Source organism: Streptosporangium sp. OZ121, from assembly GCF_051918885.1.
GTDB lineage: Bacteria > Actinomycetota > Actinomycetes > Streptosporangiales > Streptosporangiaceae > Streptosporangium.
This window is the reverse complement of the sequence record NZ_JBPXMC010000045.1, coordinates 1-17,069: the sequence shown is the minus strand read 5'-3', so window position 1 is coordinate 17,069 and position 17,069 is coordinate 1. Positions and strand designations below refer to the sequence as shown.

The following is a 17,069-nucleotide window of genomic DNA, read 5'->3' as shown; positions in this document are numbered from 1 at the left end:
CGTGAGAGCTCGCGTCAGGCGTACCCCCGCCCCCCGGGAAGTGCTCCCGGGGGGCCGGGGAACCGTCCGGTCCGGTCAGTCCGTGAGCCGCACCCGGATGCCGTGGGCGTCGGCCCGCTGGACACCGCCGGCGTCCACGTTGGAGATCCGGATCAGGCCCTCGACCGTGCCCTTCTTGCCGTTGCCGGTCAGCCTGAGGATCAGCATTCCCGGGTCGCTCCCGTGGGAGGAGTGCGGGTCGCCGGAGAGCGGGTTCGGCCCTCGCGTCGAGGCGAAGGCCCACTTGTGGTCGGGAGAGACCGCGAAGAGGTCGACCGTCGGGTCCGCGCTGAACGGCGAGACGAGGTCGACGGTGTCGACGTGGGCGCCGCTCTCCCCGTCGAAGACCTCGGCGACGTTGGCGTCACGGTCACCGGCCCACACGTACCCTTCCCCGGCGGACGCGAGGACGCCGTGGGCGTCGCGCTCGGGCGAGTCGTCGTTGAAGAGCAGCTGGACCGCCGGGGTGTTGGGCGGGTTCGCGGGCGAGTAGCCGCTCATCGGCAGCCGGAAGACGCTGAACTGGTCGAGATTGCTGTGCGTGCCCCCGCCCCCGTTGCCGAAGACGGTGCCCTTCGCCTCGATGAACCCGCACCCGTTCGCCGGGATCCTGGCCGAGTCGTACTCCCCCACGATCGACATCGGCGTCGTGTGCCAGTCGACCACGAGCATCCCGCCGCCCCGCAGGCTGACGAAGACCGGGCCGTTGTCCGAGGCGATGAACGGGCAGATCGGCGCGTTGTCCGGCCGGAGCGCGGGTGACTGGCACGGCGCGCCGTTCGGGGTGGTGCAACCGGCCAGGTCGATCGTCGCGGCCGGCTGCTGGACGAAGGTGTTCGAGGCGTAGTCGGTGCTGACGCGCTCCAGTTTCTTGCCGTTCTGGTTGGCGATGATCAGGTACCTGTCGTCCTCGGTGGGCCAGAGGGCGTGAGCCTGCCGTACGCCCCCCGCCCCCGCCTCGGTGAGGAGGCAGGTGAGCGGCTGCCGGGTGCGGGCGTCGAAGACGACCACGTGGCCGCTGGCGACGAAGGCGAGCGCGGCGTGAGTGTCGGCCTTGTTGAAAACGATCATGTGCGGGCGCACGGGCACGCTGCCGGTCCTCGCCAGGCAGAGGGACGAGGTCGCGCCGCCCAGGTCTATGACGTGGACGGGCCGAGCGGCCGACAGCTGTTTGGTGACGTCCTGTCCGGAGTAGACGCTGACGGTGCCGCCGTGCGCGAGCCCGTTGGTATTGGACTGGTCGACCAGCCACACCTCGTACGACTTCTCGGCCGCCACGTGAGCCGGCGTCCCCGCACCCAGAACGAACAGCGCCAGTACCGCGACGATCACGGCCCGCCACTTCCCCATGAGCCCTCCAGAACCGCTCCGGCCGGAGTATCTCCCCGTATCCCTGTGGAGTCGGCTGTTTTCTACTTTTAGCCTTACGTCTCCATAAGTCCAGAAATTATGTGATTTGTAAGGAAAGCACGTCAAGGCTCCCTCGTTGCGAGGAGGAAGCGTCTTTCGAGAGGTGGTCAAACCTCCGCGAGAGAAAAAAGAAAACATAAAACCGCTTCGATATACAAAGCCATGCGAGGTCCCGGTGATGGTAGCCACCACCGGCACGACGTGGTGCGGCGGGGCGCGGCGAGGTGACGCCGATCGGTGACACGGAGCGTCGCGGCGCGATACGCGCGGCGGAGATCAAGACCTTCCCACGTCCGAACGCCCGGGGACGGTCCCGAACGTTTCCGAACGTTCCCGGGCGCCGTGATCGCTATATTGGCGAGATGAACGCGCTGGTCCGACGCCCGCTGGGCCAGACCGCCCTGTCCGTGACACCGCTCGGCCTGGGACTGGCGGCCCTCGGCCGTCCCGCCTACATCACGCTCGGCCGTGCCGAGGACCTCGGCGACGACCGGGACGTCGCCGCGATGCGGTCGCGCACCTGGGCCGTGCTCGACGCGGCGTGGGCGGCCGGCGTGCGCTATCTCGACACGGCGCGCTCGTACGGGCGGGCGGAGGAGTTCCTCGCCGGGTGGCTGCGCGAGCGCGGGATCACCCCGGGGGCCGTCACGGTCGGCTCGAAGTGGGGATACGCCTACGTCGGTGACTGGCGGCTGGACGCCGAGCGGCACGAGGTGAAGGAGCTCACCGCCGAGCGGTTCCGCGTCCAGCTGGAGCAGACACGCGCGCTGCTCGGCGAGCATCTGTCGCTCTACCAGATCCACTCGGCGACGGTCGAGAGCGGCGTGCTCGACGACGAGGACGTGCTCGACGGGCTGCGCGCGTTGCGGGCGGAGGGGGTCGCGGTCGGGCTGTCGACGAGCGGGCCGCGCCAGGCGGACACCATCGGGCGGGCGATCGAAGCCGGGCTGTTCGACACGGTGCAGTCGACGTGGAATCTGCTGGAGCGCTCGGCCGGTGAGGCGCTCGGGCGAGCGCACGAGGCGGGGATGGGCGTGATCGTCAAGGAGGGGGTGGCGAACGGCCGGTTGACCGTTCGCGCGGCCCCCGCCGCGCTCGTGGCCGCCGCGCGCGAGCGGGACACCACGCCGGACGCGCTCGCCCTCGCGGCCGTACTGGAGAGGCCTTGGGCGGGAGTGGTGCTGAGCGGCGCGGTCTCGGCCGGGCAGCTGCGCGACAACCTCGCCGCGGCCGGGATCGGTTGGGACGCGGAGCTTGACGAGCGGCTCGCCGGCCTGGCGGAGGAGCCCGAAGACTACTGGGCGAAGCGCGGCGCGCTGCCCTGGAGCTGACCGCGCCGGGCCGGGGGCCACACCGCGCCGGGCAGGGGGCCACACGGCCCGGGACCTCACCGGGCCCGGATCGCACCGGGCCGGAATCTCGCCGAACCCAGGACCGTGCCAGGCGCAGGAGCACGCCGGGCCCGGAATCCCCCTTATCAGGGAGGTGCGCGCAGCGGGGTGCGACCGAGATCGCCGATCAGCTCGGGAAGAGAGTCGAAGACGTGGCCGGCCCCGGCCTCGCGAAGCTCCTCGGGCGAGAAGCCTCCGGTGCGGACCCCGATACCGGGGATGCCCGCCCTGCGGGCGGCGAGGAAGTCCCAGGTGGAGTCTCCCACCGCGACACCCGACGCGCCCTCGACCTTGGCGAGTGCCACCTGGAGCAGGTCGGGCGCGGGCTTGGTCGCCTCGACGTCCTCCGACGTGGTCCACGCCCGGCAGCGTGACCGGCCGTCGATGAGGTCGAGGAAGTGCTCGACGTGCTGGGGTTTGCCCGACGAGGCCAGCACGACGGTGAACCCGCGCCCGCCGAGCTCGTCCAGGAGTTCGGTGGCTCCCTCGAAAGGCCGTATGTCGTCGAGGAACACGTCGAACTCCTCCACCCACGCGTCGCGCAGCGCGTCGCCGTGCCGCCGCTCGACGTCGTCACCGGCGAGGGCGGCCACCAGCTGGTCCCCGCCCATGCCGATGTGCCGGTGGATGCGCCACACCGGCAGCCACACGTCGTAGCGCCCGAACGCCCTGAACCAGGCGAGCGCGTGCTGGTAGTTGGTGTCGACCAGGGTGCCGTCGATGTCGAGGATGGCGGTGTCGGCCATGTGGGGGATGTGCCCCCGCCCGTACGGCGCCATTCGGAGCGGTGTTCCCGGGATTGGGGAAAGAACCTGCCTGCCGCGCTTTGCGAAGAAAGCGGCGTGGATGTCTTCCGCGGCCCGGACGGCGTCGCCCTCGGCGCCACGACCATCCACTCCGGTGACTCACCCTCCCAATCACTAAGGTCAGAAATGTTACGAACAATGAGATGGCGGATTCTCCATCCTGCACCGGTGTCCGGCCCTCGGCGGGCCCTTCCGCGCCGCACGGGATGGTCCTCGAAGCGTGCTCGGGGAGCGGGACGGGGCTCGGCGGGGGCGGACCCGCCCCCGCCTCCGGTTGCGTACGCCGCTCCGATCGCTAGGATTCTCGGTCATGACGTACTCGTTCTTCTTCAACCTGCGTTAAGCCCCCGTCGGCGAAGCGAGGCACACCCCCGTCGCCGACGACGCGGGGCGGCGTAGCGCCGTCCCGGGCTGACGTGGGAGAAGAACGATCACTATGCGCATTCGCGCGAGTTTTCTCACCGCACCGCGTCCCAGCGCCCTCGCCGTCTCGTGACGGCGGCGCGCCTGGTGGCGCGGTGCGTTCACGGGCTGGAGTCGACGGTCGCGGCCGAGATCCTCCAGCTCGGACTCGGAACGGTCACTCACCTGGGGCATCGCGAGGTCCACTTCCGCACCTTCGGGTCGGGACCGGGAGTGCTCGGGCTGAGCACGGCGGACGACGTGTTCCTGCTCGCCGCGCAGCGGCCCGACATCGGCACGACCAAGCGTGATCTCACCGTGCTCGCCCAGCTCGCCGAGACCGCCGACCTCGGCACGCTGATGCGGCTGCGGGAGGAGCGGGGAGGTTCCGGCGCGGTCACCGGGGTCGAGGTGTCGGCGTCGTTCCTGGGCCGGCGCACCTTCAACCGGTACGACGCCGAGGACGCCGTCGGTCAGGTCCTGGCGCGGCGGCTGGGGATCGGCTACCACTCGCGGCGGGCGGGCACCGGTCCCCCGCCCGCGCACAGCGGGTGGCGGCTGACCCTCGACGGCACGCGGGCCGCCCTCATGCTGAGGATCACCGACCGGCCCCTGCACCGGCGCGCCTACAAACAGCGCTCCATCCCGGGGACCCTGCATCCTCCGTTGGCCGCCGCGATGGCGCGGATGGCCGACATCCACCCCGGACACACGGTCCTCGACCCCTGCTGCGGCGCCGGAACCCTGCTGATCGAGGCCGGACTCCACCAGCCGCGGGCCCGCTTCCACGGCTTCGACCTGGCTTCGGAGTCGTTGCGGGCGGCGAAGGAGAACGCGGCGGGGCTGCCGATCTCCATCGACCGGGCCGATGCCGGTCACCTGCCGCTACCGGGCGGCGGCATCGACCGCGTCCTGTGCAATCCCCCCTGGAACGGTCAGGTCGCCGCGCGGGGCCGGCTCTCCGGCTCCTCCTCGCACTGGTGGGCGGAGCTGAGCCGTGTCCTGGCGCCCGGCGGCATGGCCGTGGTCCTGCTTCCCGACGCCGGGGACATCGCGGCCGGGATCCGGCGACGGTTCGTCCCGCTGCGCGTCCAGCGCGTCCGGATCTCCGGCGCGCAGCCCTTCCTCGTCCAGTTCGCGGCGCCCGGCGAGCGAAGGGGGTCGTAATGCCGTGGACTCCGTCCGGTGGAAGGGCGCCGGACGGAGTCCTACCGGGTCCTGAGCTGGTCGAGGGTGTGGCCGGTGGCCCGCTTGAACAGGTATTCGGCCCGTTCGTAGGAGAGCCTGCGGCGGCCGGTCTCCGGGCACAGGTCGGCGGGTTTCGGGGGCCGGCCGGGACCGGGTCTGCGGTCGGACAGGAAAAGAGGGCCCCGGCGACGGCCCGCGACGAGCTGCGGGAGGATCTCGGCGGTACCGGAGCGCCAGTGGACCCAGCCGGATCCGGTGGCCACCTTCCCGCGCCTCCCGGCCAGGTCGAGATCCTCGACGTTGAGCGAGAGCACCGGGCCCGCTCCGGCCGCGCTCTCGTGGAGCAGCAGCCAAAGGGCGCGCTCGCGCGGGGCGATGTCCGGACGCTCCCAGAGCGCCTCGACCCGTGACCGGTCCATGGGGTGGGTGCGTCCCCGGGGCTCGGGCCTGCGCCCGAGCCCCGCGGCCAGGTCACGGTGCGCTCCACTGCCCGGACCGCCGGTCGCCGAGCCCCGATCGCCTGCCGGCGGACCCTGGCCGGCTGCCCAGGCGCAGAAGGAGCGGACGGCCCCGCGGTGGCGGTTCCACGTGGCGGGGGCCGCGTCTCCCCACGCGGCGCCGAAGATCTCCGTCACCCGCGCGGCGCTCACGTCCGGCAGCGGGATGTCGTCGCCGAGGTCGCGGCGCAGCCGGTTCATGGTCTGGCGGTAGGAGCGGACGGTCGCGGCGTCCAGGTCGTCACGGGCGAGGAAGGCGGTCGCGGCCTCGGCCAGGGTGACGACCGCCCCCGGCGTGGCCCTTCCCGGAGCGGCCCTCCCCGGGATGGCCCCTTCCGGGGTGACCGCCCCCGGCACGGCCGTACCGGATCCGGTCGTCTCCGGCACAGCCGGATCGCATCCGGCCGGCTCAGGCCCTGCCGGATCGCATCCGGCCGCCCCCGGCCCTGCCGTTCCCGCCTCGGCCGCTCTCCGCGCGGCGATGTCGGCGCAGGCCGCGGCGCGTCCCGTGAGGACGGCGCGTTCCGGCCCGTTGAGGGTGAGGGCGGCGGCCCGTTCGAACTCCCGCCGGGCCTCCTCGTGGCGGCCGAGCCTGGCCAGCAGATCACCGCGCACGCTGGGCAGGCGGTGGTAGCCCTTGAACACCGGCTCGCCGACCAGCGTGTCGACGAGCGCCAGACCCGCTTCCGGGCCGTCGGCCATGGCAAGCGCTACCGCGCGGTTGAGCTGCACGACGGGAGTGGGCAGCACCCGGGCGAGCGCCTCGTAGAGGGCGTTGATCTGTGTCCAGTCGGTCTCCTCCGCCGTACGGGCCCGCGCGTGGCAGGCGGCGATGGCGGCCTGCAGAACGTACGGGCCGAGAGGCGCGGCGCACTGCCTGGCGCGCAGCAGGGCCGTGAACCCCCGGCGGATGAGCAGCTGGTCCCAGCGCCCGCGGTTCTGCTCGTGCAGCGCGACGGGCTCCCCCGACGCCCCCGTCCTGGCGGCCGCTCGTGACGCCTGGAGCTCCATCAGCGCGACCAGGCCGTGCGCCTCGGCCTCGCCGGGCGCGAGTCTCGCCAGCAGGCGGCCCAGGCGCAGCGCCTCCTGGCAGAGGTCCTGACGCATCCAGTCGTCGCCGGCACTCGCCGCGTACCCCTCGTTGAACACCAGGTAGACGACCCCGAGGACCGACGACAGGCGCGCCGCCCGGTCCGGACCCTCCGGGACCTCGAAGGGGAGCCGGAGGGTGGCGATGGTGCGCTTGGCCCGGACGACGCGCTGCGCGACGGTCGACTCGGGGACGAGGAACGCGCGCGCGATCTCCTCGGTGCGCAGGCCGCCGAGCAGGCGCAGCGTCAGAGCCACCCGGGACTCGGCGGGCAGCGCCGGGTGGCACGAGACGAACATCAGGCGCAGGACGTCGTCGCCCACCTCGTCGTCGAGGACCGCGTCGATGTCGGCCTCGGCGGTTCCCGCGGTCCCCGCGGTGTCCCGCCGGGTGGCGAGGTCGTGGGCGAGCTGCTCGTGCCTGAGGCCGAGCCGCTCCTCGCGGCGCAGGTGGTCGATGGCGCGGCGCTTGGCGACGGCCATGAGCCAGGCGCCCGGGTTGTCCGGGACGCCCGCCCCCGGCCACTGTTCGAGGGCGGCCAGGAGCGCGTCCTGCGCGAGCTCCTCGGCCAGCCCCACGTCGCCCAGCATCCGGACGAGCCCGGCGACGATCCTCGCCGACTCCATCTTCCAGACCGCGTCGACCGCGCGGTGGGCGTCCCCGGACATCACGTGCCCGATCAGAGCACCCTCCGGACCGGTTACGCAAGCGTCCGGTCAGCTCTCCGGGCCGAAGACCTGCTGGATGTCCCCCTCGCCGTCGCCGACGATCCTCCAGAAGCGCCGGGCCAGCTCGACGGCCTCCTCCTTCGAGCGCGCCTCGACGAGCGCGAAGCTGACGATCGCCTCCTTCGCCTCGGTGAACGGCCCGTCGGTGACGGTGATCTCACCGCCGGAGGACGAGATGTGGGTGCCGGCCGGGTCCAGGCCTCCGGTCGCCAGCAGCACTCCCGCCCTGGTCATCTCCTCGACGAAGGCGGCCATCTCGGCCTGCATCGCCTCGCTCGGGGGTGCCATGTCGTCGCTGCCCTTGGTCGTCATCAGGAACCGCATCGTCATATCTCCTTCAGGTGTCCGGGTGACCGATCCTCGCCGGTCCTCGGCCACGCGTCGAACGGAGCGGCCGGAAATCGACACGCACCGCCCGACCTGGGCGGCGACCTGATGTGACAGGGAATGCCATGTGACAGGGAATGCGTGCCCGATCCAGGTCATCGCAGCTCAGAGGCGTCATGGAGACGAGAGGTCGATTCCCGCCCCTCCCGTTCGACGCGTCAGCGAGGCCGGGCGAACCGGCGGACCGAGAACGGCGACGGCCCCCGTCGCGCCGAGAGGAAACGACATGACCGCCATCCAGCCCGGCAACCCCACCGTCCCCGCCAACGGCGCCGCCAACGGCCCCGCCGGTGACCCCGTCACCCCCGCGACGCGCGTCCTGCTCGCCTGCTCCGTCGCCGCCGCGCCCCTCTTCGCGGTCGTGTCGCTGGCGCAGGCCTTCACCCGCGAGGGCTTCGACCTGACGCGCCACCCCCTGAGCATGCTCGCCACCGGCGACCTCGGCTGGCTCCAGATCGCCAACTTCCTGCTCAGCGGCGCCCTGACGGTCGCCGGGGCGGCCGGCCTGCGCCGTGTCATGCGCGGCACGCCCGGCGGTACGTGGGCGCCCCGGCTGATCCTGGTCAACGGCGTCGCGACGGTCGCCGCCGGCGTCTTCGTGATGGACCCGGGCGACGGATTCCCCGCGGGCACCCCCCTGGGCCAGACGGGCACGTTGAGCTGGCACGCCCTCATGCACCTGGTCGCCGGGTCCATCGCGTTCACCGCCCTCATCGCCGCCTGCTTCGTCCTGGGCCGCCACTTCTCCCGCGCCGGTCGTCCCGGTTTCGCCGCGGCCTCGCGGCTCAGCGGCCTGGTCTTCGCCCTCGGCGACGGCTGGGCGATGTCGGGCGGGCGGGCCGGTTCCCTGACCCTGGCCGTCGGCGCGATCACCGCGATGGTGTGGATCGCCGTGGTGGCGGCGGACAGGCGGGCCGCGCTTCGCTAGCAGGCCGCGTCCGGAAGGCCGCGCATCACGCGGACCGCCAGAGCCGCCACGAACGCGAACAGGACCGCCGACGCGAGCAGCAGCCGCACGCTGAGGCCCTCCGGATCGGGCCACGCGGTGAGCACCAGGGCCGCCGCGGCGGTCACGACGCACGCCGCGACCCAGCCCCACCGCCCGAGCGCGGCGAACCGGCGCGCGAACACCAGGCATCCCACCGTCATCCCGCCGACCGCCAGCATGGGCCCGAGACCGTGCAGGGCACCGTGCCAGCTGATCTCGGGTGCTCCGGCCGGCGCGCCCGGCGGGTACCCGGCGCCCGCGTCGGTGACGAAGACCCCGCCCACGATCAGCCCGGCGCCGAGAAGACCGACCAGCAGCGGGCCCCAGGTGCCGCTGCGGCCGGGACGCAGCGCCCGCCACATGCCGACGGCGCAGGCCACGTACAGCACGCCGGTCACGGTGAAGTTGGCGATCTGGATCCACCCCCGGTCCCCGAGGCTCAGCAGGCTGATCGGGTGGTGGCTCAGGTCGTACCCCTCGCGGGTGAACGCCTGGATCAGCACCACCGCGACGAACAGCGGGCCTGCGACGACGCCGCACGCCAGCAGCTTGTACTTCACGGTTCTGTCTCCTCACCGGGCACCCCTGCGGTGTCACTCGGCGGAGACGTCGGAGCCGCCGGTCCCGTTCCGGACATCCACCCGCCGTCACATCGCGAGAGGCGGCCGTCCGCCGTACGCGCACAGCCGGATCCGCTCGGCGGCGATCGCCGGAGCATTCGTGGAGCCGCATCTCGTCCGTGTGGCCCCTTCTCCGGCGAAACCCTCCTCACGGAGGCCGGGTCCCCGGCGGGGCTTTCGGCCCGGGGGCAGCGCATTCGTTCCAGCGAAATCCCGCTCTGCGGGAATGCTTTTCGAATGCCTGGAACGTTGTATGTTTCCGTTCCAATACCCCGCCGTCTCCGCCGCGAGAAGACCGGGTCGCGAAGCGGGCCCGCGAAGAGCGCTCCTCGAAGGAGGGCGGACGCCGGGAAGAGGCGGGCACGAAGAGCGGAACGCGGAGACGAAAGGCGAGCGTGTCCATGCCGCGGCGACAGGATCCCGCCCGAATCGCCGCCTTTTCCGCGCCTCGGAGGGCGTCGGGGGCCCGCCGCTCCTCACCATATGAAAAGGCAGTCGCATACGGGTTTCACGATGACCGTGGATGCGTAGTTGATTTGCCCCGAACATCACGTTTGTGATCGACTACCTCCCATCCCATTCGATGCGAATGCCTCATGAACGGACCCCACCCCCATGAGTACCTCTCGCGAATCCGACTGGCAGCCGGTGGAACTCGACGCCGACCGGCCGCATTCGGCGCGCATCTGGAACTACTGGCTGGGCGGGAAGGACAACTACCCCGCCGACCGCGAGGCCGGGGACATGGTCGAAGGGCTCATACCCGGCATCGTCGACTCGGCCCGCGCCGACCGGGCGTTCCTCGGCCGCTGCATCAAGCACCTCGTCGCCGACGCCGGGATCCGCCAGTTCCTCGACATCGGCACGGGTCTGCCCACCGCCGACAACACGCACGAGGTGACGCAGCGGATCGCCCCGGAGTCCCGGGTCGTCTACGTCGACAACGACCCGCTGGTCCTGATCCACGCCCGCGCCCTGCTCGTCAGCAGCCCCGAAGGCGTCACCACCTACATCGACGCCGATCTGCGCGACCCCCGTCACATCCTGCGGGCGGCGGCGGAGACCCTCGACTTCACCAGGCCCGTCGCGCTGATGCTGCTGGGGATCCTGCACCACATCACCGATGACGACGAGGCCAGGAAAGTCGTGCGGGAGCTGGTCGACGCCGTCGCGCCGGGCAGCTACCTGGTGATCGCGCACGCCACCGCCGAGGTGCACGGCGACGCCATGCACGAGGCGATGCGGCGGTTCATGGAGCGGGGCGGCACCCCAATCGTGGCCCGCGACCGTGACCACCTCGCCTCGTTCTTCGACGGCCTTGAACTCCTGGAGCCCGGCGTGGTCTCCTGCTCGAGGTGGCGCCCGGAACACTCCCCGTGGGGCGAGCCCGCGGAGGTGTCCCAGTTCTGCGGCGTCGCCCGCAAATCCTGACGTCCCCTCTTCCTGGGGCCGCCTCCGCCCGCTCGCCGAGGCGCCGCCTGCCCCCGGACCCCGACCGGACCTGCCGGATGATCCCGGGACCGGGGGCCGGGAGAGTTTCCCCCCTCGCGCACGGCCACGATGACGCCGGCTCGGCCACGGTCGCCGACCGGCCCGGCGTCCGCGGGGCGCGGATCGCCGCCCGGCCGCCCCCGGCCGTTCTCAGCCGCCCCGGCCAGGTGCCGGTGTTCCCCGGTTCCGGCACCTGGCCGGCGACGAGGTCACCCGACGCGACCAGCGCGCCGAGTTTGTTCAGGGTTTATCCAGGGCGCTCCGGTGCAGTCTCATAGTCGTCCGTCGCTGTCCCCAGCGACTGAACACCAAAAACAGGGATATAACAGCACAAAACATGATTTATCACTGTTAACCCTGGGTCGAAGATCACTGATCCAGCCAAGCTGTCGCGAAGATCGACATGGGAGGCCGTCTCCATGAACCCCGCTCGGGATCCCGCCGCATCACCCTCCGGCGCCGCGCTGCTCGTCGTCATGGGAGTGACCGGTTCCGGCAAGAGCACCGTGGGCGCCGCCCTCAGCCAGCGGTTGCGAGTGCCGTTCGCCGACGCCGACGACTTCCACAGCGAGGCCAACATCGCCAAGATGTCGGACGGGATCCCCCTCGACGACGAGGACCGGCTGCCCTGGCTGCGCGCGGTCGGAGCCTGGCTCGCCGAGCACGCCGCCACCGGCGGCGTGCTCGGCTGCTCGGCGCTCAAACGGGGCTACCGTGACATCCTGCGCGAGGCCGCACCGACGGTGACCTTCGTCCATCTCCACGGCGACATGGACGCCGTACGCCGGAGAGTGGCCGGCCGCCCGGGGCACTTCATGCCCGCCTCGCTGGTCGAGTCGCAGTTCAAGACCCTGGAGCCCCTGGAGCCCGACGAGCGGGGGATCGTCCTCGACTTCGCCATGCCCGTCGACGAGCTCGTGGACGCCTACCTCACCACGACGGCCCGGACGCGGCCGGACCCGTCCCTCGCCGGCCCCGCCGCTCCGGCCACGCCCGAGAACCGGGACCGAGACACGGGTGAGGACGCCGGCGAGGCCGGGAGCACGAGGTGAGCCCCCTCCTGACCGCGCTCGCCGAGCCCGCCGCCACCTCCCCCGGCAGGCTCATCCCGGCCGCGCTCGTCGGCATCGCGCTGATCGTCGTACTGATCACGTACTTCAAGCTGCACCCCTTCCTGAGCCTGACCCTCGGCTCGCTGGCGGTCGGAGCCGTCGCGGGCCTGGCGATGACCGACACCATCGCCGCCTTCACCGACGGGTTCGGCAGCACCGCGGCCGGTGTCGGCACGCTCATCGCGCTCGGCGCGATGTTCGGCAAGCTGCTCGCCGACTCCGGCGGGGCCGACGAGATCGTGGACACGATCGTCGGCCGGTCCAGCCCTCGCTCCCTGCCCTGGGCGATGGCCGCGGTGGGCGCGCTGATCGGCCTGCCGATGTTCTTCGAGATCGGCCTCGTCCTGCTGATGCCGGTCATCTTCCTGGTCTCGCGCCGCTCCGGCGTCTCCCTGATCCGGGTGGGCATCCCCGCGCTCGCGGGACTTTCCGTGATGCACGGGCTCGTCCCTCCCCACCCCGGTCCGCTGGTCGCCATCGACGCGCTCAAGGCCGATCTCGGCATCACGCTGGGCCTGGGCGTGCTCGTCGCCATCCCGACGGTCGCCGTCGCCGGGCCGCTGTTCTCCAAGTACGCGGCCCGCTGGGTGGACGTACCGGCACCGGAGCTCTACGAGACCCGGCCCCCGGCGGAGGACACCAGGCGGCCGTCGTTCGGCGTCACCCTCGCCACCGTGCTGCTGCCGGTCGTGCTGATGATGGGCAAGGCCCTCGCCGACATCCTTCTCGCCGAGGGCAACGTCCTGCGCACCGTGCTCGACTTCCTCGGTACGCCGCTGGTGGCGCTGCTCATCGCCGTCGTCGTGGCGATGTTCACCCTGGGCCTCGGCGCCGGCATGGACAGGAAGGCGATCGCCGGGTCCCTGGAGCAGTCGCTGCCGCCGATCGCGGGCATCCTGCTGATCGTGGCCGCCGGCGGCGGTTTCAAGCAGACGCTGATCGACACCGGGATCGGCGACCTCATCGCCACCTGGGTGGAGAACAGCGGCCTGTCGGTGCTGCTGCTCGCCTGGCTGGTCGCCGTGCTCATCCGGCTGGCCACCGGCTCGGCGACCGTCGCGACCGTCACGGCCTCGGGGATCCTGGCCCCGCTGGTCGCCAACCTCAGTGTCGGGGAGACCTCGCTGCTCGTGCTCGCCATCGGCGCGGGCTCGCTGTTCTTCTCCCACGTCAACGACGCGGGCTTCTGGCTGGTCAAGGAGTACTTCGGGCTCACCGTGGGCCAGAACATCAAGACCTGGTCGGTGATGGAGACGATCATCTCGGTGACCGGCCTGGTGTTCGTCCTGATCCTGAGCCTGTTCTTGTAGTTCCCGCGACCGGTCCTCGCTGCCGGTCCTCGCCGCCTTCGCACGGCACGGTGCCGGTCAGTCCTGGCGGTCGCCCGACACCGTGTCGCGCAGGCATCGGACGGCGGAGTGGACCGGCTCCAGCGGCTCCTCGACGCAGAGCCCGACATCGCCGGGGTCGCGTCCCCCGCGAATGTCCCCGGCGATGTCCTCCAGGGAGCGCGCCAGCGCCCGTACGGCCGCCTCGGACGGCGGCGGCGCGCCGCGCTCGGTGCGCGCGACGGTGGCGGCGACCGCGTCGGCCACCTGCTCCAGCGCGGCCATCGCCGGCATCCAGGTGGTGACGCGCCGGCTGATCACGGGGGGTTCGGCCAGTGCCCGCTGGAAGACCGTCCGCAGGTCGCCCAGGGTGTCGTACACCCCCCGGCGCAGCCGCGCCCTGCCGGTGTGCTCGGTGTCGAACGCGTGCCGCAGGTAGTTCGCGGTGGCCGCCACCGCGTCGGCGAGCCGCGGGCCGACCGGCGCCTCCCAGCTCGCCGGCCACGGCAGGTATCCCAGCACCAGGACGATCACGCATCCGATCAGCGTGTCCACCAGCCGGATCCTGCCCAGGTCGGGGCCCCCGTGGGTCAGCAGGTCCACCAGGAGCAGGACCAGCGACGCCTGGAAGGTCGACATCAGCCCCCAGTTGCGTTGCATGCCGTACGGCATGAGCGCCGCGCACACGGCGATGGGGATCAGGAGCTGCGGGCCGTACGGCACCAGGACGAGCACCAGGGTGCCGATCAGCGCGCCCACGACGGTACCGAGCGCGCGTTGTACGGCACGCGCGAACACCGACCCGAAGTCGGGCTTGAGCACCAGCGCGACGGTCAGCATCATCCAGTAGGACCGTTCGAACCGGCCGGACGCGCTGAACGCGGCGGCGACGCCCATGCAGAGTCCGAGCCGGACCGTGTAGACGCGGACGAGGTGGCCCCGCCACATCTGCTCCGCGACGGCGAGGATCCGGGAACGGTAGCCGACCGGTTCGTAGGGCAGCTGGTCCGCCGCGACGTCGCCGCCGGACGCCAGCTCGGCGGCCCCCCGCACGGCGAAGTGAAGAGCACGCGCGGCGGGCGAGCCGGGCTCGCAGGGCGACATCCGGGGCGCGGGCCCACCGGCGAGTGACCCGGCGACGGCCCTGACGGCGGGCACGGTCCCGGCGGGCGGCTCGCGTCCCTCGTAGCGCAGCGAGAGCAGCGCGTTGCGGATCAGTGAGGCCTGGTTCAGCAGGGCCACCAGACGGGTGCGGCCGGGATCCAGCCCCGCCGCCGGGGAGCGGGCGCCGAGCACGACGTCGTAGCCGCGCTTGAGAGCGGTGTCGAACGCCGCCAGCGCGGGGGCGTCGCGATCGGAGAACAGCCGGTCGAGGGCCTGGTAGACCTCGATCACGGCGGCCCGCTCCGGTGCCCGGGGGTGGAACGGCCAGTCGGCGACCCCCAGCACGATCACCCACAGCACGCCCAGCAGGAACGCGAGCGCGTTCGCCTCCGACGCCCCCGGCAGTCCTATGCCGGTGGCGATCCCCGTCATCACCAGCAGCTGCAGCCCGGCGGCCGAGCCGGTGGCCCCGCCCGTGCTGATGAACGCGGACACCACCGAGACGGCCACCACGACCGGCACGATCCACCAGCCGTGGCCGCGGACCGCGGACCCGACGAGGTACCCCAGCGCCCCGGCGACACCGGCCGCGCCCATCAGGATGATCCTGGCCCGGTACGGGCCGCCCCGGTCGGCCATGCCGGCGTTCATCGCGCCCAGGGCCGGCAGCAGGCCGACCGTGACGTCACCGGTGGCGAACCCCAGCAGGAGCGGGACGGTCACCGCCACGGCCATGCGCAGCATCGGCCACCACCGGAGCGGCGCGGGCACGGGCCTGACCGTCTCGACCAGCCAGCCGGGTGCGGCGTCGGTCAGCCGGTCGGCGGCCCGCCGGAAGAGCGGGGGCATCCCTCGCCGCTCAGGGGATGATGGCGTCGACGTATCCCCCGTCGACGCGCAGGGCACCGCCCGTGGTGGCGGAGGCCTGCGGTGAGCTGAGGTAGACGACCATGTTGGCGATCTCCTCCGGCTCGATCAGCCGTTGCAGGAGTGACTGCGGGCGGTGCGCCCGCATGAAGGCGCGCTGGGCCTCCTCCCAGGGCAGGTCCCGGTCGACGAGCCCGTAGACGAAGTCCTTCACGCCGCCGGTGTGGGTGGGTCCGGCGATGACGGAGTTGACGGTGACGCCGCTGCCCGCGGCCTTCTTGGCGAAGCCGCGCGAGACGGCCAGCAGGGCGGTCTTGGACATGCCGTACTGGATCATCTCGATGGGGGTGACGATCGCGGAGTCGCTGGCGATGTACTGGACGCGGCCCCAGGAGCGCGCCGTCATCCCCGGCAGGTAGGCGCGGGTGAGGCGGACCGCCGCCAGGACGTTCACCTCGAAGTAGCGGCGCCACTCGTCGTCGGTGATCTCCAGGGCGTCCTTCGACTCGAAGATCCCGAGATTGTTGACCAGGACGTCGACGTCCGGCAGGAGGTCCACGGCGCGTTCCGCGCCCTCCTCGGTGGCGAGGTCGGCGGCGAGCGGGACGACCCGAGCGCCGGGGACCTCGGCGCGCAGCGCGTCGGCTGCGGCGTCGACCTTGTCGGGTTTGCGGCCGTTGACGGCGACCGTCGCGCCCGCCCGCGCGAGGCCGGTGGCGATGGCCGCCCCGATGCCCTGGGTGGATCCGGTGACCAGTGCCGTCTTGCCGGTGAGATCGATATGCATGCGTCACGTCCTTGGAACCCGGCGTGCGGCCGCCCGCCGATGTGGGCGGGCGCCGCACGACCTGGCGATATGTCGTCCAGCCGATCCGGTGTTCGTTCCCGTGTCCGCCGGTGCGGAACGTGCTGACGGTGATCGTTTTCGCGAAACAGCCACTTCACGCCGTCGGCCGCCTGGCCGCCCGAGCATCTCGGGCGGCCCGACTCCGCCCGTGTCCATCAGTTCCTCCCGAGGGGACCGTCGCCTTTGGGTGACGGGGGAATCGGGAGCGGGAGGGCCGCCAAGGCCCGAGCGTGCAGTGACCCGTCTGACGTACGCATCAGAGTTCTCCGTTCGTCGCGCGTTGGATGGATGGCGCTGTTGCAATGGTCGTGTGACGCGTCAGGTGCGCACCTGTCCCGGCGCGGCCTACGACCTCGGATACCACGTGGTGTGGTGCCCGAAGTACCGCCGCCCGGTTCTGGACGGTCGGGTCAAGACCCGCCTGGAGGAGTTGATCCACGCCAAGGCCGACGAGCACGGCCGGCAGATCGTGGCGCTTGAGGTGATGCCCGACCACGAGCACATCCGCGCCGAGGACCCCGACGGTCAGGGCCGGTGGTCGTTTTCTTCCCAGCAGGCCACCCTGCGCCGCCTGGACACGGCGTTCGCCGCGTTCTTCGCCCGCCTCCAGGCCGGCCGCACACCGGGGTATCCGCGTTTCAAGGGGCGCGGCCGGTTCGACACGGTGACCTGGCCCAAGGACGGCGACGGCTGCCGGTGGGACTCCCAGCCCGAACACCCGTCCGTGACGTTCGTCCGCCTCCAGGGCGTCGGGCATGTCCGCGTCCACCGGCA

General features: G+C 72.1%; 13 protein-coding genes and 1 pseudogene. 7 read left to right on the top strand and 7 right to left on the bottom strand.

Going from position 1 to position 17,069, the window contains the following annotated elements:
• Nucleotides 1-75: 75 nt before the first annotated feature.
• Nucleotides 76-1,389, bottom strand: coding sequence for a hypothetical protein (locus ACTOQ1_RS40510; RefSeq protein ID WP_440073638.1), 1,314 nt, complete (start codon nucleotides 1,387-1,389; stop codon nucleotides 76-78).
• A 422-nt stretch (nucleotides 1,390-1,811) separates the two neighbouring features.
• Between ACTOQ1_RS40510 and ACTOQ1_RS40505 the strand changes: the two genes are divergently transcribed.
• The gene (locus ACTOQ1_RS40505; protein ID WP_440073637.1) at nucleotides 1,812-2,780 is read left to right on the top strand and encodes an aldo/keto reductase; all 969 of its coding nucleotides are present in this window, start codon (nucleotides 1,812-1,814) and stop codon (nucleotides 2,778-2,780) included.
• A gap of 146 nt (nucleotides 2,781-2,926) precedes the next feature.
• Here the strand turns inward: ACTOQ1_RS40505 and ACTOQ1_RS40500 are convergent, their stop codons facing one another.
• The gene (locus ACTOQ1_RS40500; protein WP_440073636.1) at nucleotides 2,927-3,586 is read right to left on the bottom strand and encodes an HAD family hydrolase; all 660 of its coding nucleotides are present in this window, start codon (nucleotides 3,584-3,586) and stop codon (nucleotides 2,927-2,929) included.
• A gap of 552 nt (nucleotides 3,587-4,138) precedes the next feature.
• Here ACTOQ1_RS40500 and ACTOQ1_RS40495 point away from each other — a divergent pair.
• The gene (locus ACTOQ1_RS40495) at nucleotides 4,139-5,215 is read left to right on the top strand and encodes a TRM11 family SAM-dependent methyltransferase (protein ID WP_440073635.1); all 1,077 of its coding nucleotides are present in this window, start codon (nucleotides 4,139-4,141) and stop codon (nucleotides 5,213-5,215) included.
• A gap of 1,001 nt (nucleotides 5,216-6,216) precedes the next feature.
• On the opposite strand, the pseudogene ACTOQ1_RS40490 reads toward ACTOQ1_RS40495, so the two are convergent.
• Nucleotides 6,217-7,491 (bottom strand): annotated as a pseudogene (locus ACTOQ1_RS40490) (RNA polymerase sigma factor); the annotation flags it as partial.
• Nucleotides 7,492-7,539: 48 nt separating this feature from the next.
• Nucleotides 7,540-7,881, bottom strand: a complete 342-nt coding sequence (locus tag ACTOQ1_RS40485) for a YciI family protein (protein ID WP_440073634.1) — start codon at nucleotides 7,879-7,881, stop codon at nucleotides 7,540-7,542.
• A 283-nt stretch (nucleotides 7,882-8,164) separates the two neighbouring features.
• Between ACTOQ1_RS40485 and ACTOQ1_RS40480 the strand changes: the two genes are divergently transcribed.
• Nucleotides 8,165-8,866, top strand: a complete 702-nt coding sequence (locus ACTOQ1_RS40480) for a DUF998 domain-containing protein (protein WP_440073632.1) — start codon at nucleotides 8,165-8,167, stop codon at nucleotides 8,864-8,866.
• Here ACTOQ1_RS40480 and ACTOQ1_RS40475 read toward each other — a convergent pair.
• The gene (locus ACTOQ1_RS40475; protein WP_440073631.1) at nucleotides 8,863-9,486 is read right to left on the bottom strand and encodes a DUF998 domain-containing protein; all 624 of its coding nucleotides are present in this window, start codon (nucleotides 9,484-9,486) and stop codon (nucleotides 8,863-8,865) included. The genes ACTOQ1_RS40480 and ACTOQ1_RS40475 overlap by 4 nt on opposite strands.
• 675 nt (nucleotides 9,487-10,161) lie before the next feature.
• Here ACTOQ1_RS40475 and ACTOQ1_RS40470 point away from each other — a divergent pair.
• From ACTOQ1_RS40470 to ACTOQ1_RS40460, 3 genes are all read left to right on the top strand, one after another.
• Nucleotides 10,162-10,977 carry an SAM-dependent methyltransferase gene (locus ACTOQ1_RS40470; protein ID WP_440073630.1) on the top strand — a complete coding sequence of 272 codons (816 nt, stop codon included), beginning with the start codon at nucleotides 10,162-10,164 and terminating at the stop codon, nucleotides 10,975-10,977.
• Between the two features lie 479 nt (nucleotides 10,978-11,456).
• Complete coding sequence (locus ACTOQ1_RS40465) at nucleotides 11,457-12,089, top strand: gluconokinase (protein ID WP_440073629.1); 633 nt, start codon at nucleotides 11,457-11,459, stop codon at nucleotides 12,087-12,089.
• A complete protein-coding gene (locus ACTOQ1_RS40460; RefSeq protein WP_440073627.1) occupies nucleotides 12,086-13,459 on the top strand; it encodes a GntP family permease in 1,374 nt (457 codons plus the stop codon). The genes ACTOQ1_RS40465 and ACTOQ1_RS40460 overlap by 4 nt, the downstream gene beginning before the upstream one ends.
• Before the next feature lie 57 nt (nucleotides 13,460-13,516).
• Here the strand turns inward: ACTOQ1_RS40460 and ACTOQ1_RS40455 are convergent, their stop codons facing one another.
• Nucleotides 13,517-15,430, bottom strand: coding sequence for an FUSC family protein (locus ACTOQ1_RS40455; protein ID WP_440073625.1), 1,914 nt, complete (start codon nucleotides 15,428-15,430; stop codon nucleotides 13,517-13,519).
• 10 nt (nucleotides 15,431-15,440) lie between these two features.
• Complete coding sequence (locus ACTOQ1_RS40450; protein ID WP_440073624.1) at nucleotides 15,441-16,235, bottom strand: SDR family NAD(P)-dependent oxidoreductase; 795 nt, start codon at nucleotides 16,233-16,235, stop codon at nucleotides 15,441-15,443.
• Between the two features lie 370 nt (nucleotides 16,236-16,605).
• Here ACTOQ1_RS40450 and tnpA point away from each other — a divergent pair.
• The coding region (gene tnpA / locus ACTOQ1_RS40445) for an IS200/IS605 family transposase (protein ID WP_440073622.1) at nucleotides 16,606-17,069 on the top strand (464 nt) is incomplete at its 3' end.